The sequence below is a fragment of the Streptomyces anthophorae genome (genome assembly GCF_049310305.1).
Classification (GTDB): domain Bacteria; phylum Actinomycetota; class Actinomycetes; order Streptomycetales; family Streptomycetaceae; genus Streptomyces.
The window spans coordinates 4933484-4955113 of the sequence record NZ_JBLWQQ010000001.1 but is presented as its reverse complement, the minus strand read 5'-3'; the positions used below and the strand labels follow the sequence as shown (position 1 = coordinate 4955113).

Annotated in this window: 20 protein-coding genes; 11 read left to right on the top strand and 9 right to left on the bottom strand. The window is 70.7% G+C overall.

Annotated features, from left to right (window positions below):
• Window positions 1-26: 26 nt before the first annotated feature.
• The 6 genes from ACNYS0_RS22595 (at window position 27) to ACNYS0_RS22570 (ending at window position 8010) form a co-directional block, all read left to right on the top strand.
• Entirely contained in the window at window positions 27-2399 is a 2373-nt protein-coding gene (locus ACNYS0_RS22595; RefSeq protein ID WP_422476286.1) for a bifunctional SulP family inorganic anion transporter/carbonic anhydrase, read from the top strand.
• Between the two features lie 186 nt (window positions 2400-2585).
• A complete protein-coding gene (gene acs, locus ACNYS0_RS22590) occupies window positions 2586-4541 on the top strand; it encodes an acetate--CoA ligase (RefSeq protein WP_422476284.1) in 1956 nt (651 codons plus the stop codon).
• Window positions 4542-4754: 213 nt separating this feature from the next.
• Window positions 4755-6158 carry a Na+/H+ antiporter NhaA gene (gene nhaA, locus ACNYS0_RS22585; RefSeq protein ID WP_422476282.1) on the top strand — a complete coding sequence of 468 codons (1404 nt, stop codon included), beginning with the start codon at window positions 4755-4757 and terminating at the stop codon, window positions 6156-6158.
• Window positions 6159-6237: 79 nt separating this feature from the next.
• Complete coding sequence (locus ACNYS0_RS22580) at window positions 6238-6747, top strand: phage holin family protein (protein WP_422476280.1); 510 nt, start codon at window positions 6238-6240, stop codon at window positions 6745-6747.
• Window positions 6744-7697, top strand: coding sequence for an alpha/beta fold hydrolase (locus tag ACNYS0_RS22575; protein WP_422476278.1), 954 nt, complete (start codon window positions 6744-6746; stop codon window positions 7695-7697). Before ACNYS0_RS22580 ends, ACNYS0_RS22575 begins: the two co-directional genes overlap by 4 nt.
• 127 nt (window positions 7698-7824) lie before the next feature.
• Window positions 7825-8010 (top strand): hypothetical protein, encoded by a 186-nt coding sequence (locus ACNYS0_RS22570; protein WP_351334445.1) that lies wholly within the window; start codon window positions 7825-7827, stop codon window positions 8008-8010.
• 22 nt (window positions 8011-8032) lie between these two features.
• Here the strand turns inward: ACNYS0_RS22570 and ACNYS0_RS22565 are convergent, their stop codons facing one another.
• The 3 genes from ACNYS0_RS22565 to nth form a co-directional block, all read right to left on the bottom strand.
• Window positions 8033-9232 carry a MarP family serine protease gene (locus ACNYS0_RS22565; RefSeq protein WP_422476276.1) on the bottom strand — a complete coding sequence of 400 codons (1200 nt, stop codon included), beginning with the start codon at window positions 9230-9232 and terminating at the stop codon, window positions 8033-8035.
• Window positions 9233-9304: 72 nt separating this feature from the next.
• Window positions 9305-10111, bottom strand: coding sequence for an NUDIX hydrolase (locus ACNYS0_RS22560; protein WP_422476274.1), 807 nt, complete (start codon window positions 10109-10111; stop codon window positions 9305-9307).
• A gap of 50 nt (window positions 10112-10161) precedes the next feature.
• Window positions 10162-11073, bottom strand: coding sequence for an endonuclease III (gene nth / locus ACNYS0_RS22555; RefSeq protein ID WP_422476272.1), 912 nt, complete (start codon window positions 11071-11073; stop codon window positions 10162-10164).
• A 431-nt stretch (window positions 11074-11504) separates the two neighbouring features.
• Between nth and ACNYS0_RS22550 the strand changes: the two genes are divergently transcribed.
• Entirely contained in the window at window positions 11505-12179 is a 675-nt protein-coding gene (locus ACNYS0_RS22550; RefSeq protein WP_356387200.1) for a Crp/Fnr family transcriptional regulator, read from the top strand.
• A gap of 77 nt (window positions 12180-12256) precedes the next feature.
• Window positions 12257-13153, top strand: coding sequence for a sigma-70 family RNA polymerase sigma factor (locus ACNYS0_RS22545; protein ID WP_422476270.1), 897 nt, complete (start codon window positions 12257-12259; stop codon window positions 13151-13153).
• On the opposite strand, the gene ACNYS0_RS22540 is transcribed toward ACNYS0_RS22545, so the two are convergent.
• From ACNYS0_RS22540 to ACNYS0_RS22525, 4 genes are all read right to left on the bottom strand, one after another.
• The gene (locus tag ACNYS0_RS22540; protein ID WP_422476268.1) at window positions 13150-13980 is read right to left on the bottom strand and encodes an MBL fold metallo-hydrolase; all 831 of its coding nucleotides are present in this window, start codon (window positions 13978-13980) and stop codon (window positions 13150-13152) included. The genes ACNYS0_RS22545 and ACNYS0_RS22540 overlap by 4 nt on opposite strands.
• Window positions 13977-14870: an NUDIX hydrolase gene (locus ACNYS0_RS22535; RefSeq protein WP_422476266.1), complete on the bottom strand. Its 894-nt coding sequence runs from the start codon at window positions 14868-14870 to the stop codon at window positions 13977-13979. Before ACNYS0_RS22535 ends, ACNYS0_RS22540 begins: the two co-directional genes overlap by 4 nt.
• A 119-nt stretch (window positions 14871-14989) precedes the next feature.
• Entirely contained in the window at window positions 14990-15460 is a 471-nt protein-coding gene (locus tag ACNYS0_RS22530; protein ID WP_356387189.1) for a RidA family protein, read from the bottom strand.
• The gene (locus ACNYS0_RS22525) at window positions 15457-15621 is read right to left on the bottom strand and encodes a Sp36 family protein (protein WP_073494871.1); all 165 of its coding nucleotides are present in this window, start codon (window positions 15619-15621) and stop codon (window positions 15457-15459) included. Before ACNYS0_RS22525 ends, ACNYS0_RS22530 begins: the two co-directional genes overlap by 4 nt.
• A gap of 85 nt (window positions 15622-15706) precedes the next feature.
• Here ACNYS0_RS22525 and bagA point away from each other — a divergent pair, with 85 nt between their 5' ends.
• Window positions 15707-16666: an ATPase BagA gene (bagA, locus tag ACNYS0_RS22520; protein ID WP_422476264.1), complete on the top strand. Its 960-nt coding sequence runs from the start codon at window positions 15707-15709 to the stop codon at window positions 16664-16666.
• Window positions 16667-16678: 12 nt separating this feature from the next.
• Complete coding sequence (gene bagB / locus ACNYS0_RS22515; protein ID WP_422476262.1) at window positions 16679-17965, top strand: ATPase BagB; 1287 nt, start codon at window positions 16679-16681, stop codon at window positions 17963-17965.
• Window positions 17966-18025: 60 nt separating this feature from the next.
• Here bagB and ACNYS0_RS22510 read toward each other — a convergent pair whose 3' ends face one another.
• Window positions 18026-18370 carry a WhiB family transcriptional regulator gene (locus ACNYS0_RS22510; protein ID WP_356387178.1) on the bottom strand — a complete coding sequence of 115 codons (345 nt, stop codon included), beginning with the start codon at window positions 18368-18370 and terminating at the stop codon, window positions 18026-18028.
• Window positions 18371-18820: 450 nt separating this feature from the next.
• Between ACNYS0_RS22510 and ACNYS0_RS22505 the strand changes: the two genes are divergently transcribed.
• Window positions 18821-21049, top strand: a complete 2229-nt coding sequence (locus tag ACNYS0_RS22505) for a transglycosylase domain-containing protein (protein WP_422476260.1) — start codon at window positions 18821-18823, stop codon at window positions 21047-21049.
• Window positions 21050-21124: 75 nt separating this feature from the next.
• Here ACNYS0_RS22505 and ACNYS0_RS22500 read toward each other — a convergent pair whose 3' ends face one another.
• A complete protein-coding gene (locus ACNYS0_RS22500; RefSeq protein ID WP_422408149.1) occupies window positions 21125-21589 on the bottom strand; it encodes a GatB/YqeY domain-containing protein in 465 nt (154 codons plus the stop codon).
• Window positions 21590-21630: the final 41 nt, after the last annotated feature.

Sequence of the window (21630 nt, the reverse complement as noted above, 5' to 3'; positions counted from 1 at the left end):
GCTGCACCCCGGAGGAGACGGGAACCATGTCAGCCTGCGTACCCACCCGCACCAGTGACTCCGACCGACCGGGCGAGCCCTCCGGCTCCGCCCGTACCGCACACAGTCCACCGCCCACGCCCCGCCGCTTCCGCATCGCGGGAGCCGACCTCTCCGCGTCCGTCGCGGTCTTCCTCATCGCCCTGCCGCTGTCCCTGGGCATCGCCCTCGCGACCGGCGCGCCCCTGGAGTCGGGGCTCGTCGCCGCCGCCGTCGGCGGCATCGTCGCCGGCTGCGTAGGCGGCGCCCCGCTCCAGGTCAGCGGGCCCGCCGCGGGCCTCACCGTCGTCACCGCCGAGCTGATCCAGCGCTACGGATGGCGGACCACCTGCGCCATCACCGTCCTCGCCGGAGTCGCCCAACTCGGCCTCGGGTGTCTGCGAGTGGCCCGTACCGCCCTCGCCGTCAGCCCCGCCGTCGTGCACGGCATGCTCGCCGGCATCGGGGTCACCATCGCCGTCGCCCAGCTGCACATCGTGCTCGGCGGCAGCCCCGACAGCTCCGTGCTCGCCAACGTGGCATCCCTGCCGGGCCAGTTGGCCGACGCCCAGCCCGCCGCCCTCGGCGTCAGCGTGCTCACGCTCACCGTCCTGCTCGCCTGGCCGCGCATCCCCGGCCGGATCGGCGGCTGGGCCCGCAAGGTGCCGGCCGCGCTCATCGCCGTGACCGCCGCGAGCGTGACCGCCGCCCTGCTCGGGCTCAGCCTGCCCGAGGTCGATCTGCCCTCCTGGAGCAGCCACGCGCTCGCGGGGCTTCCGGACGGGCCCGTGCTCGGCCTCGTCGCGGCCGTGCTGACGACCACGCTCGTGTGCAGCGTGCAGTCGCTGCTCGGGGCGGTCGCCGTGGACAAGATGACCGCCAAGCGGCCCGACCTGCCGCCCGCGATGCGCCGCTCGAACCTGGACCGGGAGCTGCTCGCGCAGGGCGCGTCGAACATCGTCTCCGGCTCGCTCGGCGGGCTGCCCGTCGCCGGGGTCGCGGTGCGCAGCACGGCGAATGTGAACGGGGGCGCCGTGAGCGGGAACTCCTCGATCCTGCACGGCGTTTGGGTAGTGGCCGCCACGCTGCTCCTGGTCCCCGTCCTGGAGCTGATCCCGCTCGCCGCGCTCGCCGCGCTGGTGATGGCGGTCGGCGTCCAGATGGTGTCCCTGAACAACATCCGCACGGTCACCCGCCACCGTGAGGTCCTCGTCTACGCCGTCACCACCCTCGGCGTCGTCGTCTTCGGCGTGCTCGAAGGCGTCGGACTCGGTGTCGCGGTCGCCGTCGGCGTCGCCCTGCACCGCCTCGCGCGCACCCGCATCACGCACGAGGTGGATTCCCGCGGCGTCCACCACGTGCGCGTACGAGGGCAGTTGACGTTCCTCGCGGTGCCCCGGCTCAGCCGGACCCTGCACCAGGTGCCGCACGGCGCGGACTGTGCCGTGGAGCTGGACGGGTCCTTCATGGACCACGCGGCGTACGAGGCGCTTCAGGACTGGCAGAAGTCGCACGCCGCGCAGGGCGGCGGGGTCGAGGTCGCCGGACGCGGAGGGGCCAGGATCGCCGAACCCGCGCGCGCGAGCCACACCTGCTGCCGGCCCTGGACGCCGTGGCGCAACCACCACTGCGACCGGCCCTCGCACACCCCGCGGGAGGCCGAGGCCGCAGAGCCGCGGCGCGCCGGAAACCATCAACTGGCCAGCGGCATCAGCGCGTTCCAGCGCAATACGGCGCCGTTGGTGCGCGAGGAGCTGGCCCGGCTCGCGCGCGAGGGCCAGAAGCCCACGCAGCTCTTCCTGACCTGCGCCGACTCCCGGCTCGTCACCTCGATGATCACGTCGAGCGGTCCGGGCGATCTCTTCGTCGTCCGCAATGTCGGCAACCTCGTGCCGCTGCCCGGCGCGGAGAGCGGGGACGACTCGGTGGCGGCCGCCATCGAGTACGCCGTGGACGTGCTGAAGGTGCAGTCGATCACCGTGTGCGGGCACTCCGGATGCGGGGCGATGCAGGCGCTGTTGAGCACGCCGCCCCACGCGGGCGCGCAGACCCCGCTCAAGCGCTGGCTGCGGCACGGGGTGCCCAGCCTGGAGCGGATGTCCGACGCGGTCCTGCCGTGGGCGCGGCTCGCCGGGCGGGCGCCCGCCGACGCGGCCGAGCAGCTCTGCCTGACCAATGTCGTCCAGCAGTTGGAGCACCTGCGGGAGCACGAGTGCGTGGCACGCGCCCTGGAGCGGGGCGCGCTCGAACTGCACGGCATGTACTTCCATGTCGGGGAGGCGCAGGCGTATCTGCTCGAGGAGGCCGATCCCGTCTTCGGACAGGTCGCGGCCGGAGTCCTCGACGGCGGCCTCGACGAAGGCAGCGCCACGCGGGCCTGAACCAACCCGCCCCCGCCTCCGTGCAACAGATGAGACCGTAGGGCTCCCGACCAGGTCGGGAGCCCTACGCGTACAGGTCTAAACCAGTTCGTGGACCCCCCTTGTCACCAGGGGTCGCGGTCTGATGAGCTGTGGCCTGGGACACAACGGTCGCCTCCGACACAAACACTGCATGGGAGAAGCGTCGTGAGCAACGAAAGCCTGGCCAACCTTCTTAAGGAGGAGCGACGCTTCGCGCCGCCCGCTGACCTGGCCGCGAACGCCAACGTCACGGCCGAGGCGTACGAGCAGGCCAAGGCTGACCGGCTCGGCTTCTGGGCCGAGCAGGCCCGCCGCCTCACCTGGGCCACCGAGCCGACCGAGACGCTCGACTGGACGAACCCGCCGTTCGCCAAGTGGTTCAAGGACGGCAAGCTCAACGTCGCGTACAACTGCGTCGACCGCCACGTCGAGGCCGGGAACGGCGACCGGGTCGCCATCCACTTCGAGGGCGAGCCCGGCGACAGCCGCGCGATCACCTACGCCGAGCTCAAGGACGAGGTCAGCCGCGCCGCGAACGCCCTGACCGAGCTGGGAGTTCAGGCCGGCGACCGGGTCGCCGTCTACCTGCCGATGATCCCGGAAGCCGTCATCTCGATGCTCGCCTGCGCGCGCATCGGCGCCGCGCACTCCGTCGTCTTCGGCGGCTTCTCGGCCGACGCCATCGCCAAGCGCATCGAGGACGCCGACGCCAAGGTCGTCATCACCTCCGACGGCGGCTACCGGCGCGGCAAGCCGTCCGCGCTGAAGCCAGCGGTCGACGAGGCGCTGACCCGCGTATCCGTCGAGAAGGTCCTCGTCGTGCAGCGCACCAAGCAGGACGTGGCGTGGACCGAGGGGCGCGACCTGTGGTGGCACGAGACCGTCGGGCGCCAGTCCGCCGAGCACGCGCCGCAGGCCTTCGACGCCGAGCAGCCGCTCTTCATCCTCTACACGTCGGGCACGACGGGTAAGCCCAAGGGCATCCTGCACACCTCCGGCGGCTACCTGACGCAGGCCAGCTACACGCACCACGCGGTCTTCGACCTCAAGCCGGAGACGGACGTCTACTGGTGCACGGCCGACATCGGCTGGGTCACAGGACACTCGTACATCACCTACGGCCCGCTCTCGAACGGCGCGACGCAGGTCATCTACGAGGGCACCCCGGACACCCCGCACCAGGGCCGCATCTCCGAGATCGTGCAGAAGTACGGCGTCACGATCCTCTACACGGCGCCCACCCTGATCCGTACGTTCATGAAGTGGGGCGACGAGATCCCCGCGAAGTTCGACCTGAGCAGCCTGCGGGTGCTCGGTTCCGTGGGCGAGCCGATCAACCCCGAGGCCTGGGTCTGGTACCGGAAGAACTTCGGCGCCGACAAGTGCCCCGTCGTGGACACCTGGTGGCAGACCGAGACCGGCGCGATCATGATCTCGCCGCTGCCGGGCGTCACCGAGGCCAAGCCGGGCTCCGCGCAGCGCGCGCTGCCGGGCATCTCCGCCACCGTCCTCGACGACGAGGGCCACGAGGTGCCGAACGGCGGCGGTGGCTATCTGGCCCTCACCGAGCCGTGGCCGTCGATGCTGCGCACCATCTGGGGCGACGACCAGCGGTTCATCGACACGTACTGGTCCCGCTTCGAGGGCACGTACTTCGCCGGTGACGGCGCCAAGAAGGACGAGGACGGCGACATCTGGCTGCTCGGCCGGGTCGACGACGTCATGCTCGTCTCCGGGCACAACATCTCGACCACCGAGGTCGAGTCGGCGCTCGTCTCGCACCCGGCCGTCGCCGAGGCCGCCGTGGTCGGCGCCGCCGACGAGACGACCGGTCAGGCGATCGTCGCCTTCGTGATCCTGCGCGGCAGCGCGAACGCGGAGGACGAGTCGCTGGTGGCGGACCTGCGGGGCCACGTGGGCACCTCCCTCGGCCCGATCGCCAAGCCCAAGCGCATCCTGCCGGTCGCCGAGCTGCCCAAGACCCGCTCCGGCAAGATCATGCGCCGCCTCCTGCGCGACGTCGCGGAGAACCGGGCGGTGGGCGACGTCACGACGCTCGCCGACTCCTCCGTGATGGACCTGATCCAGGCGGAGCTGCCCTCGGCGTCCAGCGAGGACTGAACCGACTGAGCGATGGGCCGCCCACGCGGTCACAGGAACGGGCATCCGGCGAGCGCGCCGGGTGCCCGTTTCGTGCATAAGGTGATGATCACCAAGCAGACCGGGCACCCTGTAGGGTGAATGTCGCGTCAAGGACGCGTCAGGGATCCAACAGGTGCGCCGGGAAGTCTGGTCGGCAACGCAGTCAGCCGTACCCGACTGGAGGTCTCCCCCGTGAGCGCGCCCAAGAACAAGCCCGTCCGCAAGGCACTCGGCCGGCTCTCCCTGCCCGAGCGCACCTTCGTCGCCGACGCGCTGCGCACGGAGACGGTCGGTGGTGTCCTGCTCCTCGTGGCCGCGGTCGCCGCGCTCGTCTGGTCCAACATCCCGGCCCTGCACGACAGCTACGAGGCCGTCAGCGACTTCCACCTGGGGCCCGGCGCGCTCGGCCTCAACCTCTCCATCGAGCACTGGGCCGCCGACGGGCTGCTCGCGATCTTCTTCTTCGTCGCCGGTATGGAACTCAAGCGCGAGCTCGTCGCGGGCGACCTGCGCGATCCCAAGGCAGCCGCGCTGCCCGTCGTCGCCGCCCTCTGCGGCATGGCCATGCCGGCGATCGTCTACGTGGTCGTCAACGCGTTCGGCGGCGGCTCGATGTCCGGCTGGGCGGTGCCGACCGCCACCGACATCGCCTTCGCGCTCGCCGTCCTCGCCGTCATCGGCACCTCGCTGCCGAGCGCCCTGCGCGCGTTCCTGCTGACCCTCGCCGTGGTGGACGACCTCTTCGCGATCCTGATCATCGCGATCTTCTTCACGGACGACCTGAACTTCGCCGCGCTCGGCGGCGCCTTCCTCGGCCTCGCCGTCTTCTGGCTGCTGCTCCGGAAGCGGGTGCGCGGCTGGTACGTCTACGTGCCGCTGGCCCTGGTCATCTGGGGGCTGATGTACAACAGCGGCGTCCACGCCACCATCGCCGGTGTCGCCATGGGCCTGATGCTGCGCTGCCACCGCGAGGAGGGCGAGGAGCAGTCCCCCGGCGAGCACATCGAACACCTGGTCCGGCCGCTCTCCGCAGGGCTCGCGGTGCCGCTGTTCGCGCTGTTCAGCGCCGGTGTCGCGGTGTCGGGCGGCGCGCTGGGCGACGTGTTCACCAAGCCGGAGACGCTCGGCGTGGTGCTCGGTCTCGTCCTCGGCAAGGCGCTCGGGATCTTCGGCGGCACCTGGCTGACGGCCCGGTTCACCAAGGCCTCGCTCTCGGACGAGCTGGTCTGGCCCGATGTGTTCGCGGTCGCCTCGCTCGCCGGCATCGGCTTCACTGTCTCGCTGCTCATCGGGGAACTCGCCTTCACCGACGACCCCTTGCTGACCGACGAGATCAAGGCGTCCGTGCTGGTGGGATCGCTGATCGCCGCTGTGATCGCCAGCGCGCTCCTGAAGATCCGGAACGCCAAGTACCGCTCCCTGTACGAGGCCGAGAACCGGGACGAGGATCTCTCGGGCATCCCCGACATCTACGAAGAGGGGCAGCCGGAGTACCACCTGCGGATGGCCGAGCTCTACGAAAAGAAGGCCGCGGAACATCGCAGGCTTGCGCAAGTGGCGGCCGGGGCAGGCGGCGAGGACGAGCGTCCGGCATGATCTGACGGAGAGTCCGCGCGGTAAGCGCACGAACAGTACGCGCATAAGAAGCAGCCACAGAAGAACAGGGGAGTACGCGATGAGCGCACCCGACGACAACCCGGTCGGCGCCGAACGCAGCATCGGCCAGCTGTTCGCATCGGCGACGGCCGAGATGTCCGCGCTGGTGCACGACGAGATCGCCCTGGCCAAGTCGCAGCTGAAGCGGGACGTGAAGCGAGGCGCCGTCAGCGGCGGCGCACTGGCGGCGGCCGGGGTGGTCCTCACCTTCTCGCTGCCGATGCTGAGCTTCGCGCTCGCGTACGGGATCAACTCGTGGACCGGCGGGCACAACGGCGAGGGCGGCTGGAACCTCGCCTGGTGCTTCCTGCTGTCGTTCGCCGCGAGCTGTGTCCTCGCGGGACTGCTCGCGCTGGTCGGCATCGCCTTCGCGAAGAAGGCCGCGAAGGGCAAGGGCCCGCAGAAGACGGCCGCCTCGTTCAAGGAGACGGCGGGCGTACTCCAGAACGCCAAGCCGCACCCCCGTGAGGTGACCGCGGACGGCCATGACACGAAGGCCATCGAGGCTGTGGCACGCTCGTCTTCATGACGGACCCTGCCACTCCATCGGCCCAGCCGCCCGCATCCTCCGTACTCCTCGACGTCCCCGGTGAGCACAAGCTGACCCACCGGGACGTCGCGGCGAACGGCGCGCGCTTCCACATCGCGGAGATGGGCGACGGGCCGCTGGTCCTGCTGCTGCACGGCTTTCCGCAGTTCTGGTGGACGTGGCGGCACCAGCTCGTCGCGCTCGCCGACGCGGGCTTCCGGGCCGTGGCGATGGACCTGCGCGGGGTGGGCGGCAGCGACCGTACGCCGCGGGGTTACGACCCGGCGAACCTCGCGCTCGACGTCACGGGCGTGATCCGCTCCCTGGGCGAGCCCGACGCGGCGCTCGTCGGCCACGACCTCGGCGGCTACCTCGCCTGGACCGCGGCCGTGATGCGCCCCAAGCTGGTGCGCCGGCTCGTGGTCTCCTCGATGCCGCATCCGCGCCGGTGGCGCTCGGCGATGCTGGCGGACTACCGGCAGTCGCGCTCGGGGTCGTACGTCTGGGGATTCCAGCGCCCCTGGCTGCCCGAGCGGCAGCTGCTCGCGAACGACGGCGAGTTGGTGGGCAAGCTGGTCCGCGACTGGTCGGGGCCGCACCAGCCCGACGACGCCACCGTGCGGACGTACCGGCAGGCCATGTGCATCCCGTCGACCGCGCACTGCTCGATCGAGCCGTACCGATGGATGGTGCGCTCCCTCGCACGCCCCGACGGGATCCAGTTCAACCGGCGGATGAAGCGCCCCGTGCGGGTGCCGACGCTGCATGTGCACGGCTCCCTCGACCCGGTGATGCGCACCCGCAGCGCGGCGGGCTCGGGCGAGTACGTGGAGGCCCCCTACCGCTGGCGCCTCTTCGACGGCCTCGGCCACTTCCCGCATGAAGAGGACCCGGCCGCGTTCTCGAAGGAACTGGTGAACTGGCTGAAGGATCCCGAACCGGACCGGTGAGCCCTGTTCGTTGCGGTTACGACAGGGGGAACGCCTGTGCTTCGAACGGCCAATTGCCCGGCGCATACGCCATTTTGGGGAGCGTGAGGGCGATTACCGACCATGGGGCAGGGGCACACGTCGGGGTATGGGCTGGACGCACGACTACAGTGACGCAGCACGCAATCGCCGCCCAGCGATGACGCTGGGCTCTCCCCAGAGGGGGGCGCCGGACGGCTGGTCGGCGCACGATCCCCGGCTGGGCATTCCTCGTATTCTGCGGCGCCGGGCCCGGTGGGTGTCCGCGCGGATCCGGCACGGCAGTCGGGGCTGAACGCCCCTTCCACACCCGCTGACTACAGCGCGCAGGCGTCCGTGTCGACCTGCTGGTTCGCCGTACGGCCGCGTGCGATGTCGGTGCTGATCTCGTCTCCGGACAGCGCGTAACCCGTCTGCGAGTCGTCGAGCGACTTCGCGAAGACCACGCCGTAGACCTGGCCGCCCGGGGTGAGCAGCGGTCCGCCGGAGTTGCCCTGACGGACCGTCGAGAACAGCGAGTACACATCGCGGCGCACGGTGCCGCGGTGGTAGATGTCCGGGCCGTTCGCCGTGATGCGGCCGCGTACGCGCGCGGAGCGCACGTCGTACGCGCCGTTCTCCGGGAAGCCCGCGACGATCGCGCCGCCGCCGCGCTGCGCGTCCGTCCGCGTGAACTGGAGCGGGGGCGCCTTCAGGGCCGGCACGTCCAGGACCGCGATGTCGCGCTTCCAGTCGTAGAGCACGACCTTCGCGTCGTACTTCACGCCCTCGCCGCCTATCTGGACGGTGGGTTCGTCGACCCCGCCGACCACATGCGCGTTCGTCATCACGCGGCGGTCGGAGAACACGAAGCCGGTGCCCTCGAGGACCTTGCCGCAACTGGGCGCCTGACCCACCACCTTGACGATGGAACGCTTCGCGCCCCGCGCCACCTGGCTGTTCGCCAGCGCCGGGTCCGGCGGCTTCACATCGGCGATCGGCTCGTTCGCGAACGGGCTGAAGACCTGCGGGAACCCGTTCTGCGCGAGGGTCGAGGAGAAGTCGGCGAACCAGGTGTCCGCCTGCGTGGGAAGCGCCTGCGAAACGCCCAGCAGCACCTTCGAGTTGCGTACTTCCTTGCCGAGCGTGGGCAGGGTGGTGCCCGCGAGGGCGGAGCCTATGAGCCAGGCCACCAGGAGCATCGCCGCCACGTTGACCACCGCGCCGCCCGTCGCGTCGAGCGCGCGGGCCGGGGACCAAGTGATGTATCTGCGCAGCTTGTTGCCCAAATGCGTGGTGAAGGCCTGACCGACGGAGGCGCAGACGATCACGACGACCACGGCGACGACCGCGGCGGTCGTGGTGACCTCCGCGTCACTGGTGATCGCGTCCCACAGGAGCGGCAGCGCGTAGACCGCGACGAGGCCGCCGCCGAGGAACCCGATCACCGACAGGATGCCGACGACGAACCCCTGGCGGTAGCCGACGATCGCGAACCAGGCGCCCGCGGCGAGCAGCAGGAAGTCCAGCACGTTCACCGATTCACGCCCCGCCTTGCATCTCGCCTCGCCCCTGTCGGCCTGTGCTCGTGATTCACGGCGCCCACCCTGTCACGACCGCCAATCGAGTGGGACCGTCTTTGATCGGTCCCAGGGGCGCTCCCACCCCGCGTAGTGCAGCAGCCGGTCGATCACGCCTGCGGTGAACCCCCAGACCAGGGCCGACTCCACCAGGAAGGCCGGGCCCTTGTGACCGCTCGGGTGGACCGTCGTCGCCCGGTTCTCCGGGTCGGTGAGATCCGCCACGGGGACCGTGAAGACACGCGCCGTCTCCGCCGGGTCGACCGCCGCGACGGGTGAGGGCACCCGCCACCATCCCAGTACGGGCGTGACGACGAAGCTGCTCACCGGGATGTACAGCTTCGGCAGCACGCCGAAGAGCTGGACGCCGCCCGGATCGAGCCCCGTCTCCTCCCACGCCTCCCGCAGGGCCGCGTGCAGCGGCCCGTCGGCGAGCGGGTCGCCGTCCTGCGGGTCGAGGGCGCCGCCGGGGAAGGAGGGCTGGCCCGCATGGGATCTGAGCGATCCCGAGCGCTCCATGAGCAGCAGCTCGGGACCGCGCTCCCCCTCGCCGAACAGGATCAGCACGGCGGACTGCCGGCCCGCCCCGCTCTCGGGCGGCAGGAAGCGGCTGAGCTGCTCACCGCGGACGGTGGCGGCGGCGTGGGCCACGGGGTCCAGCCAGGAGGGCAGACCCTCGGTGCGGAGCGTCACGTCGGAGGGAGGCGGGCCGCCCTGGCCGTGCGATCCGCCCGGTCCGTGCGACCCACCCGATCCGTGCGCACCCGCCGTGCCGTGCGCCTCTGCCGTCCCCTCCGCCCCGCCGCTCATCCCGCCGATCTCGCTCACGTGCTTCATCGCCGCCCCCTCGCGGTGTGCTGGGCCAAGCTGCCCTCCTGTGCGGTCCGTCACGCCTCCCGGCCGGCCAGGGGCGGCGCCGGGAGGCCGCCCGCGTCCAGGTAGGACTGCGGGGGCTTCAGGCGCTGGCCGGGGTAGCCGCCCTTCTCGTACTTGAGCAGCTTCTCGGCCTTCTGCGGGTCCGTCTCGCCCTCCCCGTACGCCGGGCAGAGCGGGGCGATCGGGCAGGCGCCGCAGGCCGGCTTGCGGGAGTGGCAGATGCGGCGGCCGTGGAAGATCACGTTGTGACTGAGCTGGGTCCACTCGCTCTTCGGGAAGAGCGCGCCGACGGCCGCCTCGACCTTGTCGGGGTCCGTCTCGTCGGTCCACTTCCAGCGGCGCACCAGGCGGCCGAAGTGCGTGTCGACGGTGATGCCGGGCCTCCCGAACGCGTTCCCCAGCACCACGAAGGCGGTCTTGCGGCCCACGCCGGGCAGCTTGACGAGGTCTTCCAGGCGGCCGGGCACCTCACCGCCGAACTCCTCGCTCAGCGCCTTGGCCAGGCCCATGATCGAGCGCGTCTTGGCGCGGAAGAAGCCGGTCGGCCGGATCAGCTCCTCGACCTCCTCCGGGTTGGCCGCGGCCAGGTCCTCGGGGGTCGGGTACTTCGCGAACAGGGCGGGCGTCGTCTGGTTGACCCGCAGGTCCGTGGTCTGGGCCGACATCACCGTGGCCACCAGGAGCTGGAAGGGGTTCTCGAAGTCCAGCTCAGGGTGGGCGTACGGGTACACCTCCGCGAGCTCCCGGTTGATCTTCCGGGCGCGGCGGACGAGCGCCGTGTGCGACTCAGGCCGCGCGGCGGTCTTCTTCGCGGCGGCCGCCGTCGGAGCTGCCGCCTTCTTCACGGCGGGCTTCTTCGGAGCCGCAGCCTTCTTCGGGGCCGCCGCCTTCTTCGCTGCGGTCTTCTTCGCGGGCGCGGACATCGACTAGGCGGCCTTCCCCTGTACGGACACGGAATTGAGTACGGGCGCGGTCCCGATCACGCTCACAGGGACCACCATCGGCCTCCTGGTCACGGCCTCGGGGACACTTTTCTGCGCCTGTTCGCCCACAGCGGAATCGAGATCGCTCGCCACCGCCACGACCCCCTCCGCCTGCGCTCTCACCGGCTTTTTGAACACCCGGCCAGCCTAAAGCCCGGCACTGACATCCGCCCCGAAGCCGCCGGATCGCTCCACGATTGGCCCCCTCCCCCTCGGGTTGTGGCGCGGGTGCGGCAGACTTGTGTACGAGTGACTGATCACACTGTTTGGACCGTCCGGCAAAATGGGCAGTGGAAATGATCGACAACCGGGGCGATCCGGTCGATTCGATCGGGTCCCTTCCCGATGCAGGCGACATAGGAGAGAAACTCGTGGACGACGTTCTGCGGCGCGCCCCGCTCTTCGCGGCGCTCGATGACGAGCAGGCCGCGGAGCTCCGCGCCTCCATGAGTGAGGTGACCCTCGCACGCGGCGACGCCCTGTTCCACGAGGGCGACCCCGGAGACCGCCTGTACGTGGTCACCGAGGGCAAGGTGAAGCTCCACCGCACTTCCCCCGACGGGCGCGAGAACATGCTCGCCGTCCTCGGCCCCGGCGAGCTGATCGGCGAGCTCTCGCTGTTCGACCCGGGACCGCGCACCGCCACCGCCAGCGCCCTCACCGAGGTCAAGCTGCTCGGTCTCGGGCACGGCGACCTCCAGCCCTGGCTGAGCGCCCGCCCGGAGGTGGCCACCGCACTGCTGCGCGCTGTCGCCCGGCGCCTGCGCAAGACCAACGACCAGATGTCCGACCTGGTCTTCTCCGACGTGCCCGGCCGTGTGGCCCGTGCGCTCCTCGACCTGTCGCGCCGCTTCGGCGTGCAGTCCGAGGAAGGCATCCACGTCGTGCACGACCTGACGCAGGAAGAGCTGGCCCAGCTGGTCGGCGCCTCCCGCGAGACGGTCAACAAGGCGCTCGCGGACTTCGCGGGCCGCGGCTGGCTCCGCCTGGAGGCCCGCGCCGTGATCCTCCTGGACGTGGAGCGCCTCGCGAAGCGCTCGCGCTGACCACCCACCATGCCTGCGCGGACGGGCCCCGCCACACCTCGTGGCGGGGCCCGTCGACGTACCAAGGGGAGCCCTCGATGACACAGTCGGCCGAACTCGTCACCCGTTTCGAGGAGGAGCGCGGGCGGCTGCGCTCCGTGGCGTACCGGATGCTCGGCTCGCTGAGCGAGGCCGAGGACGCCGTGCAGGAGGGCTGGCTGCGCTTGCAGCGCGCCGAGACGGACGACGTGCGGAACCTGAGCGGCTGGCTGACCACCGTCGTCGGGCGGATCTGCCTGGACATGCTGCGCACCCGCACGGCGCGCCGCGAGGACCCGCTGGAGGACGGGGCGGCCGAGATCCGCGTCCCCGACCCGGTGGTCCGCCCCGCCGACCCCGTCCACGAGGCCGAACTCGCGGACTCCGTGGGGCTCGCGCTGCTCGTCGTGCTCGACACTCTCGCGCCCGCCGAACGCCTCGCCTTCGTGCTGCACGACATGTTCTCGGTGCCGTTCGAGGAGCTCGCCCCCATCGTGGAGCGCACCCCCGCCGCGACCCGGCAGCTGGCGAGCAGGGCGCGGCGCCGGGTGCAGGATGCGCAGGTGCCCCGGGACACCCCGCCCGCCCGGCAGCGCGAGGTCGTCGACGCCTGGCTGGCCGCGACGCGCGTGGGCGACTTCGAAGCGCTGCTCGAACTCCTCGACCCGGACGTCCTGTTGCGCGTCGACGCGGGCGGCGGCACCGCCACCGGACTGCTCCGCGGCAGCCTCGCGGTGGCCAAGCAGGCCGCGTTCTACGGGAAGCTGGCGCAGGAGGCGTACCCGGCGTTCGTCGGCGACGCCCTCGGCATCGTGCAGGCGCCCCGCGGCCAGGTCGTCTCGGTGCTCGCCTTCACGTTCCGCGGCGGCAGGGTCGTCGGCGTCGACATCATCGCGGACCCGCCGCGCCTGGCCGCCCTCGGCATCACGTGGCCGCAGGAGCCCGCAGACTCCTAGATCAGCCCGTGCTCGCGCAGGTACTCGAGCTGGGCCCGCACGCTCAGCTCGGCCGCCGGCCACAGCGAGCGGTCCACGTCCGCGTACACGTGCGTGACGACGTCCGGCGCGGACACGTACCCGTTCTCGACGGCCGTCTCCACCTGGGCGAGCCGGCCCGCGCGGTGCGCCAGGTAGAACTCGACCACTCCCTGGGCGTCCTCCAGTACGGGACCGTGGCCCGGCAGCACCGTGCGCACCCCGTCGTCGACCGTCAGCGACCGCAGCCGCCGCAGCGAGTCGAGATAGTCGCCCAGGCGACCGTCCGGGTGGGCCACCACGGTCGTGCCGCGACCGAGGACGGTGTCACCCGTCAACACGGCCTGATCGGCCGGGAGATGGAAGCACAGCGAGTCCGCGGTGTGGCCGGGGGTCGGCACGACGCGCAGCTCCAGGCCGCCCGTGGTGATCACGTCACCGGCGGCGAGCCCCTCGTCCCCGAGCCGCAGCGCCGGGTCGAGCGCCCGCACCTTCGTCCCGGTCAGCTCGGCGAACCGGCCCGCCCCTTCGGCATGGTCCGGGTGCCCGTGCGTGAGCAGGGTGAGCGCGACCCGCTTGCCCGCCTTCTCGGCGACGTCCATGACGGCGCGCAGGTGCTCGTCGTCCAGCGGTCCGGGGTCGATGACCACGGCGAGGTCGCTGTCCGGTTCGGCGACGAGCCAGGTGTTGGTGCCGTCGAGGGTCATCGCGGACGGGTTGGGGGCCAACACGTTGATCGCGCGGGCGGTGGCGGGGCCCGAGAGGACCCCGCCGCGAGGCTGTCCCGGCAGGGCCGCGGCTTCGGTCATGAGGAGGCTCCCCCGTTGCTGTCGCTCTTCTTGGCCGGGATGTGCTTGGTGAACTCGTCGTGCCCCGGCCAGGACAGCACCAGTTCGTCGTCCTCCATGCGCGCCTGCGCGAGCACGGGGGTGAGATCGCGGCCCGCCGCCCCGTCCAGGGCGTCGCCCACGCGCGCGTACTCGGCGAGCGTGCGCAGCGTCGCGATCGTCGGCGGCATCATCGTCAGCTCGCCCCGGTCGTACTCGGCCGCGGCCCGCCCCGGCCTGATCCACACCGTGCGGTCCGCCTCGGAGGAGTCGTCGCTGGTGCGTTGGCCCGCCGGGAGCGCGGCCGCGAAGAACCACGTGTCGTAGCGGCGCGGCTCGAACTCGGGAGTGATCCAGCGGGCCCACGCGCCCAGCAGGTCGGAGCGCAGCACCAGGCCGCGGTTCTCCAGGAACTCGGCGAAGGACAGGTCCCGGTCGATCAGCGCCTGCCGGTCGGCCTGCCACCGCTCGCCCGTCGTGTCGTCGACGACGGTGTCCGGGGTGGGCCCGGCGAGCAGCACGCCCGCCTCCTCGAAGGTCTCCCGCACGGCGGCGCAGACGATCGCCTGGGCCTCCCCCTCCGGCACCCCGAGCCGCTCGGCCCACTCCGCGCGCGTGGGGCCCGCCCAGCGGACGAGCCGGTCGTCGTCGCGGGGGTCGACGCCGCCGCCCGGATACGCGTAGGCACCGGCCGCGAACTTCATCGACGTACGTCTGCGGAGCATGTGCACCTCGACGCCCTCAGCGGCGGCGTCCTGCCTGAGCAGCATCACGGTCGCCGCCCTGCGCGGCGTCGCGGGCGTGAGCGTGCCGGCGGTGAGGGCACGGATGCGTTCCGGCCACTCGGGGGGATACCACTGCCCATTAGCCATGGCCGGAGGCTAACCGGTGACGCCAGGATGTTCGAGAGGCCGCCCGAAACCAAGATCGGACGGCCTCCCGGACACACGGCCTGCGCGCACGCACACGCGCGTAGGCGAACGTCAGCGGCTCACGCCTCGGTGAGCTCCACCTGGATCTCGACCTCGACCGGCGCGTCCAGCGGCAGCACGGCCACGCCGACGGCGCTGCGGGCGTGCACGCCCTTGTCGCCCAGGACCTCGCCGAGCAGCTCGCTCGCGCCGTTGATGACGCCGGGCTGACCGGTGAAGTCCGTGGCGGAGGCCACGAAGCCGACGACCTTCACGACACGCGCGATGCGGTCCAGGTCACCGGCGACGGACTTCACTGCCGCCAGCGCGTTCAGCGCGCAGGTGCGGGCCAGGTCCTTGGCCTGCTCGTCGGTGACCTCGTCGCCGACCTTGCCGGTCAGCGGCAGCTTGCCGTCGACCATGGGCAGCTGACCCGCCGTGTAGACGTACACGCCGGACTGCACGGCCGGCTGATACGCGGCCACCGGCGGGACCACGGGCGGCAGCGTCAGGCCGAGCTCGGCGAGCCGCGCGTCGACGACGCCGCTCATGCTTGCTTCTCGCGCTTCAGGTACGCCACCAGCTGCTCGGGGTTGTTCGGCCCCGGCACGACCTGGACCAGCTCCCAGCCGTCCTCGCCCCAGGTGTCCAGGATCTGCTTCGTCGCGTGCACGAGGAGCGGCACGGTCGCGTATTCCCACTTCTTTGCCATGGGCCCGACTGTATCCGCCGGACATGGCCGAAGCGTTCCGGAGGCTGCTGCGTGGATGTCCGACGTACTGGTTAGGCTCGAATACGTGAGCAGGCTCCAGGTCGTCAGCGGCAAGGGCGGGACCGGAAAGACCACGGTCGCCGCCGCGCTCGCGCTCGCCCTCGCGACCGAGGGAAAGCGCACTCTCCTCGTGGAGGTCGAGGGCAGACAGGGCATCGCACAGCTCTTCGAGACAGAGGCGCTCCCCTACGAGGAGCGCAAGATCGCCGTCGCGCCCGGGGGCGGGGAGGTGTTCGCCCTCGCCATCGATCCCGAACTGGCGCTGCTCGACTACCTCCAGATGTTCTACAAACTGGGCGGCGCCGGCCGCGCCCTGAAGAAGCTGGGCGCGATCGACTTCGCGACCACCATCGCGCCCGGCCTGCGGGACGTGCTCCTGACCGGCAAGGCCTGCGAGGCCGTGCGCCGCAAGGACAAGCAGGGCCGGTACAGCTACGACTACGTGGTGATGGACGCGCCGCCCACCGGCCGCATCACCCGGTTCCTGAACGTGAACGACGAGGTGGCCGGGCTCGCCAAGATGGGCCCGATACACAACCAGGCGCAGGCGGTGATGCGCGTCCTCAAGTCCCGTGAGACCGCGGTGCACTTGGTGACACTCCTCGAGGAGATGCCGGTGCAGGAGACCCTCGACGGGGTCGCCGAACTGCGTGCCGCGAAGCTCCCGGTGGGACGAATCATGGTGAACATGGTGCGACCCGCGCTTCTCGGGGAACCCGCCCTGGCGCTGACCTCAGACGGCGAGGTCCGTCCGGCGGTCACCGAGGCCCTCACGGCCGCCGGGCTCGGCAGCGCCAAGCGGCTCGTCGGCCCGCTGCTCGCGCAGGCCGGGGAGTACGCCGAGCGCTACGCCCTGGAGCGCGCCCAGCGCGACCAGCTCGCCGCGGCGGGCCTCCCGCTGCACGAACTGCCCTTGCTCACCGAGGGCATGGACCTCTCCGGGCTCTACACGCTCGCCGAGGAACTGCGACAGCAAGGGATTTAGGGGACCGTTTCGATGACGCTGGATCCGCGCGCCTCGCTCGATGTCGACCCGCTGCTCGACGACCCGGCCACCCGCATCGTGGTGTGCTGCGGCAGCGGCGGCGTCGGCAAGACCACCACGGCCGCCGCCCTCGGCCTGCGCGCCGCCGAGCGCGGCCGCAAGGTCGTCGTCCTCACCATCGACCCGGCCCGCAGGCTCGCCCAGTCCATGGGCATCGACTCGCTGGACAACACGCCGCGCCAGGTGAAGGACATCGACAACGGCTCGGGCGGCGAGCTGCACGCGATGATGCTCGACATGAAGCGCACGTTCGACGAGATCGTCGAGGCGCACGCGGACGAGGAGCGCGCGAAGGCGATCCTCTCCAACCCCTTCTACCAGTCGCTCTCCGCGGGCTTCGCCGGCACGCAGGAGTACATGGCGATGGAGAAGCTGGGCCAGCTGCGCTCGCGCGACGAGTGGGACCTGATCGTCGTCGACACCCCGCCCTCGCGCTCCGCGCTCGACTTCCTGGACGCGCCGACGCGGCTCGGCTCCTTCCTCGACGGGAAGCTGATCCGGCTGCTCATGGCGCCCGCGAAGGTCGGCGGGCGCGCCGGCATGAAGTTCCTGAACGTCGGGATGTCGCTGATGACCGGCACCCTCGGCAAGCTGCTCGGCGGTCAGCTCCTGCGCGATGTCCAGACGTTCGTGGCCGCGATGGACACGACGTTCGGCGGCTTCCGCACGCGCGCCGACGCGACGTACAAGCTGCTTCAGGCCCCCGGCACGGCGTTCCTCGTGGTCGCCGCGCCCGAGCGGGACGCGCTGCGCGAGGCCGCGTACTTCGTGGAGCGCCTGGCCGCCGAGAAGATGCCGCTGGCCGGGCTCGTACTGAACCGGGTGCACGGCAGCGGCGCGAGCCGGCTGTCCGCCGAGCGGGCGCTTGCCGCCGCAGAAAATCTTGACGAGCGCCGCATTGTGGATCAGACGGGCGGGAAGGAAGAGGGTCGTGCCACTCCCGAGGCACCCCCCGAGGCATCTTCCGAAGCGCCCATCGAGGCATCCCCCGAAACATCGGGGTCCGACCCCACGGCCGGGCCCAGCATGGAACAACTGACCGCGGGACTGCTGCGGTTGCACGCGGAGCGCATGCAGGTGGTCGCGCGCGAACAGCGCACGCGTGACCGCTTCACCGCGCTGCACCCCGAGGTCGCCGTGACCGAGGTCGCGGCCCTGCCCGGTGACGTGCACGACCTGGCAGGCCTCAGGGACATCGGAGAACGGCTCGCGGCCGGTGGCACTCCGGCCGGAGCGTGAGCCGTACATCCGTGGTCCGAACATCCGTGGTCCGACGGATGATGGTGGTGCGCGGGCCGGCTATCCGACGGCCGCGTACCTCTCGTACGTCTCGTCGTTCTCCAGTTCCACGGGCAGCAGGCCCGCGCCGCGCTCGTACTCCGTACGCGCCGTCTCGAGCAACCTGCGCCACGAGGTGACCGTCGGCCGCCTGCGCAGCAACGCGCGGCGCTCCCGCTCCGTCATGCCACCCCACACGCCGAACTCGACGCGATTGTCCAGCGCGTCCGCCAGGCACTCGGTCCGCACGGGGCATCCCGTGCACACCGCCTTCGCCCGGTTCTGCGCTGCTCCTTGAACGAACAGTTCGTCCGGATCGGTAGTGCGGCAGGCCGCCTGCGCACTCCAGTCGACTACCCAGCCCATACCGGCGCCGTCCTCTCCCGAATCGAGGCTCCCCCACGGCGGCAGCGGCATATTCACCGCCGCCAGTTGAGGACGTTACGGAAGGTGGGCACAGCGCAACACCCCCTTCGGGCCCAATCTTGAATGGCCCGAACGGACTATGCGTAAGCGGCAGATCACCCGACGGAGTGACCGGGGGACATGCGTAATAACCCCGGCAAAACGGGACAGTTCACTTGAGTCACAACGGGCGTCGAGTGACACACAAGGCGGATTCGGACACCCCCTGAGCCCTACGCGAAGCCGCGCGAAAGGGCCCGGGAATGACTACAAGAGGCACTTCATACGTACCGGGAACGATTCGGGGTCGTCCCGCATCTTGATACGAGACCGCACTGCTGTGACAGTTGAGTGCAGCTTAGGCCAAGGCATATACGCCTGTCCGGAGAATCGACACGTAGGCTGCCCCGTATGGGAAAGAAGCGCTCGGGCGGTGGCGGCGGCATGTCGCCGGCCCAACAGGCCGCCAAGTTCCTCGGAGTCAGCGTGCTCGCCGGAGCCGTCCTCGCGGGGATCGCCCTGCCCGCGGCAGGCGCGCTCGGCCTCGCGGCCAAGGGTTCGGTCGAGGGATTCGACGAGATCCCGGCGATGTTGAAGACCCCGCCGCTGAGCCAGCGCACCACGATCCTGGACAACCAGGGCGGGAAGATCGCGACGACGTACTCGCGCGACCGCACCGTCGTGAAGCTCGACGACATCTCGCCCTACATGCAGAAGGCGATCGTCGCGATCGAGGACTCGCGGTTCTACGAGCACGGCGCCCTCGACGCCAAGGGCATCCTGCGCGCGATCAACGCCAACGCGCAGAACGGCGGCGTCTCGCAGGGCGCTTCCACCCTCACCCAGCAGTACGTGAAGAACGTCTTCATGGAAGAGGCGGGCGACGACCCCACCAAGCTGGCGCAGGCGACTCAGCAGACCATCGGCCGCAAGGTCAAGGAGCTGAAGTACGCGATCCAGGTGGAGAACGAGGTCGGCAAGAAGAAGATCCTCAACAACTACCTGAACATCACGTACTTCGGGCAGCAGGCCTACGGCGTCGAGGCCGCGGCCCAGCGCTACTTCTCCAAGCCGGCCAAGGACCTGGACATCCCGGAGTCGGCGATGCTCGCCGGCATCGTGCAGTCGCCCAGCCGCTACGACCCCGTCAACGACGAGGCCGAGGCGAAGAAGCGGCGCAACATCGTGCTCCAGCGGATGGCCGAGACGCACGACATCACGCAGGCCGAGGCCGAGAAGGCCAAGAAGACGCCCATCGGCCTGAAGGTCAGCAGGCCGCAGAACGGCTGCATCACCGCGGAACACGGCGCGGCGTTCTTCTGCAAGTACGTCGAGCAGGCCTTCAAGAACAACCCGGCCTTCGGCAAGACCCCGGAGGAGCGCACCAAGATCTGGAACCGCGGCGGCCTGACGGTGAAGACGACGCTCGACCCGCAGGCGCAGGAGTCGGTGCAGGAGTCGATGAAGCAGCACGTCTACCAGTCGGACAAGGTCGACGCCGCGGGCGCGTTCGTCGAGCCCGGCACCGGCAAGGTCCTCGCCATGGGCCAGTCGAAGCCGTACGGATCCGACGCCGGCAAGAACGAGTCCGAGATGAACTACTCGGTCAACTACCGGGACGGCGGCTCCAACCTCGGCTTCCCGACCGGTTCGACGTTCAAGCCGTTCGTGGCGGCCGCGGCCCTGGAGAAGGGCACGTCGGTGACGAAGCAGTACCCGGCGCCGTACCAGATGCCGTACCCGAGCCGCGTCCAGACGTGCAGCGGCAAGCCGTGGGTCAACGACGGCGGCTACAAGCTGGAGAACGAGAACGAGTCGGAGGTCGGCCCCTATCGCCTCAAGGAGGCGATGGCCAAGTCCATCAACACGTACTTCGTGCAGATGATCGGCGACATCGGCATGTGCCCGGTCGTGAAGATGACCGACAAGCTGGGCGTGGTGCAGGGCAACGGCAAGAAGGTCGACGAGGTCCCCTCGTCCATGACCCTCGGCTCGACGGGCCTGTCGCCGCTGACGATGGCCTCCGCGTACGCGGCGTTCGCCGACCGCGGCACGTACTGCACGCCGGTCGCCATCGAGTCGATCACCGACCCCAACGGCAAGGCGCTCAATGTGCCGAAGTCGAAGTGCTCGCGCGCGATGTCGGCGTCGACGGCCGACAAGATCAATACGCTGCTCAGCGGCGTGATCGACTCCGGTACGGGCAAGGCGGCCGGTCTCTCCGGCCGGGACAACGCCGGTAAGACCGGTACCACCGACGGCCGCAAGAACGCCTGGTTCGCGGGCTACACGCCGAACCTGTCCGGCGCCGTCTGGGTCGGCAGCGCCTCGCAGGCGGTCGAGATGACCGACATCACCATCGGCGGCCAGTACCACGACAAGGTCTTCGGCGCCGACACCCCGGGCCCGATCTGGCGCGACGCGATGACCGGCGCGCTGTCCGGCAAGGAAGCGCCCAGCTTCAACAAGGTGAACATCCCGGACCCGGACAAGAAGAAGGACAAGGGCAAGGGCAAGGGCGACAAGCCCCAGCCCGGTGACGACGGGGGCAACGGCGACACCAACCCGCTCCCCGACATCTCGATCCCGCCGGACCTGATCGGCGGGAACGGACACGGGGGCGGCAGGGGCCGCCACTGACCCCCCGGCGAACGAAGAAGAGGGCGCATCCCGCACGGGATGCGCCCTCTTCGTGCACGTCGTCCGCGGCGGCGGTCAGCCCGCCAGGAGGCGCTTGACCGTCGAGGCCACCCGGCCGCCCTCGGCGCGGTCCGCGACCTTCGGCTTCACGATCTTCATGACCTGGCCCATGGCCCTCGGCCCCTCGGCGCCCGCCGCCTTCGCCTCCTCGACCGCCTGCGCGACGATCTGCTCGAGCTCGGCGTCGGACAGCTGCTGCGGCAGGTACTCGGCGAGCAGCTCGCCCTCCGCCACCTCGCGGCTCGCGGACTCGGTGCGGCCCGCCTTCTCGAAGGCCTCGGCCGCCTCGCGGCGCTTCTTGGCCTCCTTGGCGATCACCTTCTGCACCTCGTCGTCCGTCAGCTCACGCTTCTCGGTTCCCGCGACTTCCTGGTTGGTGATCGCGGAGAGGGTCAGCCGGAGCGTCGAGGAGCGCAGCTCGTCACGCTCCCTGATCGCGGCGTTGAGGTCGTCATGCAGCTTCGACTTGAGCGTGGTCATGACGTGATTGTCGCAGGTGCCCGAGCCTCAACGCCCGCCGA

Bases quoted from the DNA above. Each gene is read 5' to 3' on its own strand.
- ACNYS0_RS22560 (WP_422476274.1), bottom strand. From the start codon at position 10,111: ATGAAGCACGTGAGCGAGATCGGCGGGATGAGCGGCGGGGCGGAGGGG.
- bagB (WP_422476262.1), top strand. From the start codon at position 16,679: ATGACGCTGGATCCGCGCGCCTCGCTCGATGTCGACCCGCTGCTCGAC.
- ACNYS0_RS22500 (WP_422408149.1), bottom strand. From the start codon at position 21,589: ATGACCACGCTCAAGTCGAAGCTGCATGACGACCTCAACGCCGCGATC.
- ACNYS0_RS22510 (WP_356387178.1), bottom strand. From the start codon at position 18,370: ATGGGCTGGGTAGTCGACTGGAGTGCGCAGGCGGCCTGCCGCACTACC.
- ACNYS0_RS22525 (WP_073494871.1), bottom strand. From the start codon at position 15,621: ATGGCAAAGAAGTGGGAATACGCGACCGTGCCGCTCCTCGTGCACGCG.
- nth (WP_422476272.1), bottom strand. From the start codon at position 11,073: ATGTCCGCGCCCGCGAAGAAGACCGCAGCGAAGAAGGCGGCGGCCCCG.
- ACNYS0_RS22580 (WP_422476280.1), top strand. From the start codon at position 6,238: ATGAGCGCACCCGACGACAACCCGGTCGGCGCCGAACGCAGCATCGGC.
- ACNYS0_RS22540 (WP_422476268.1), bottom strand. From the start codon at position 13,980: ATGACCGAAGCCGCGGCCCTGCCGGGACAGCCTCGCGGCGGGGTCCTC.
- ACNYS0_RS22545 (WP_422476270.1), top strand. From the start codon at position 12,257: ATGACACAGTCGGCCGAACTCGTCACCCGTTTCGAGGAGGAGCGCGGG.
- ACNYS0_RS22595 (WP_422476286.1), top strand. From the start codon at position 27: ATGTCAGCCTGCGTACCCACCCGCACCAGTGACTCCGACCGACCGGGC.
- ACNYS0_RS22575 (WP_422476278.1), top strand. From the start codon at position 6,744: ATGACGGACCCTGCCACTCCATCGGCCCAGCCGCCCGCATCCTCCGTA.
- ACNYS0_RS22570 (WP_351334445.1), top strand. From the start codon at position 7,825: ATGGGCTGGACGCACGACTACAGTGACGCAGCACGCAATCGCCGCCCA.
- ACNYS0_RS22505 (WP_422476260.1), top strand. From the start codon at position 18,821: ATGGGAAAGAAGCGCTCGGGCGGTGGCGGCGGCATGTCGCCGGCCCAA.
- ACNYS0_RS22530 (WP_356387189.1), bottom strand. From the start codon at position 15,460: ATGAGCGGCGTCGTCGACGCGCGGCTCGCCGAGCTCGGCCTGACGCTG.
- ACNYS0_RS22535 (WP_422476266.1), bottom strand. From the start codon at position 14,870: ATGGCTAATGGGCAGTGGTATCCCCCCGAGTGGCCGGAACGCATCCGT.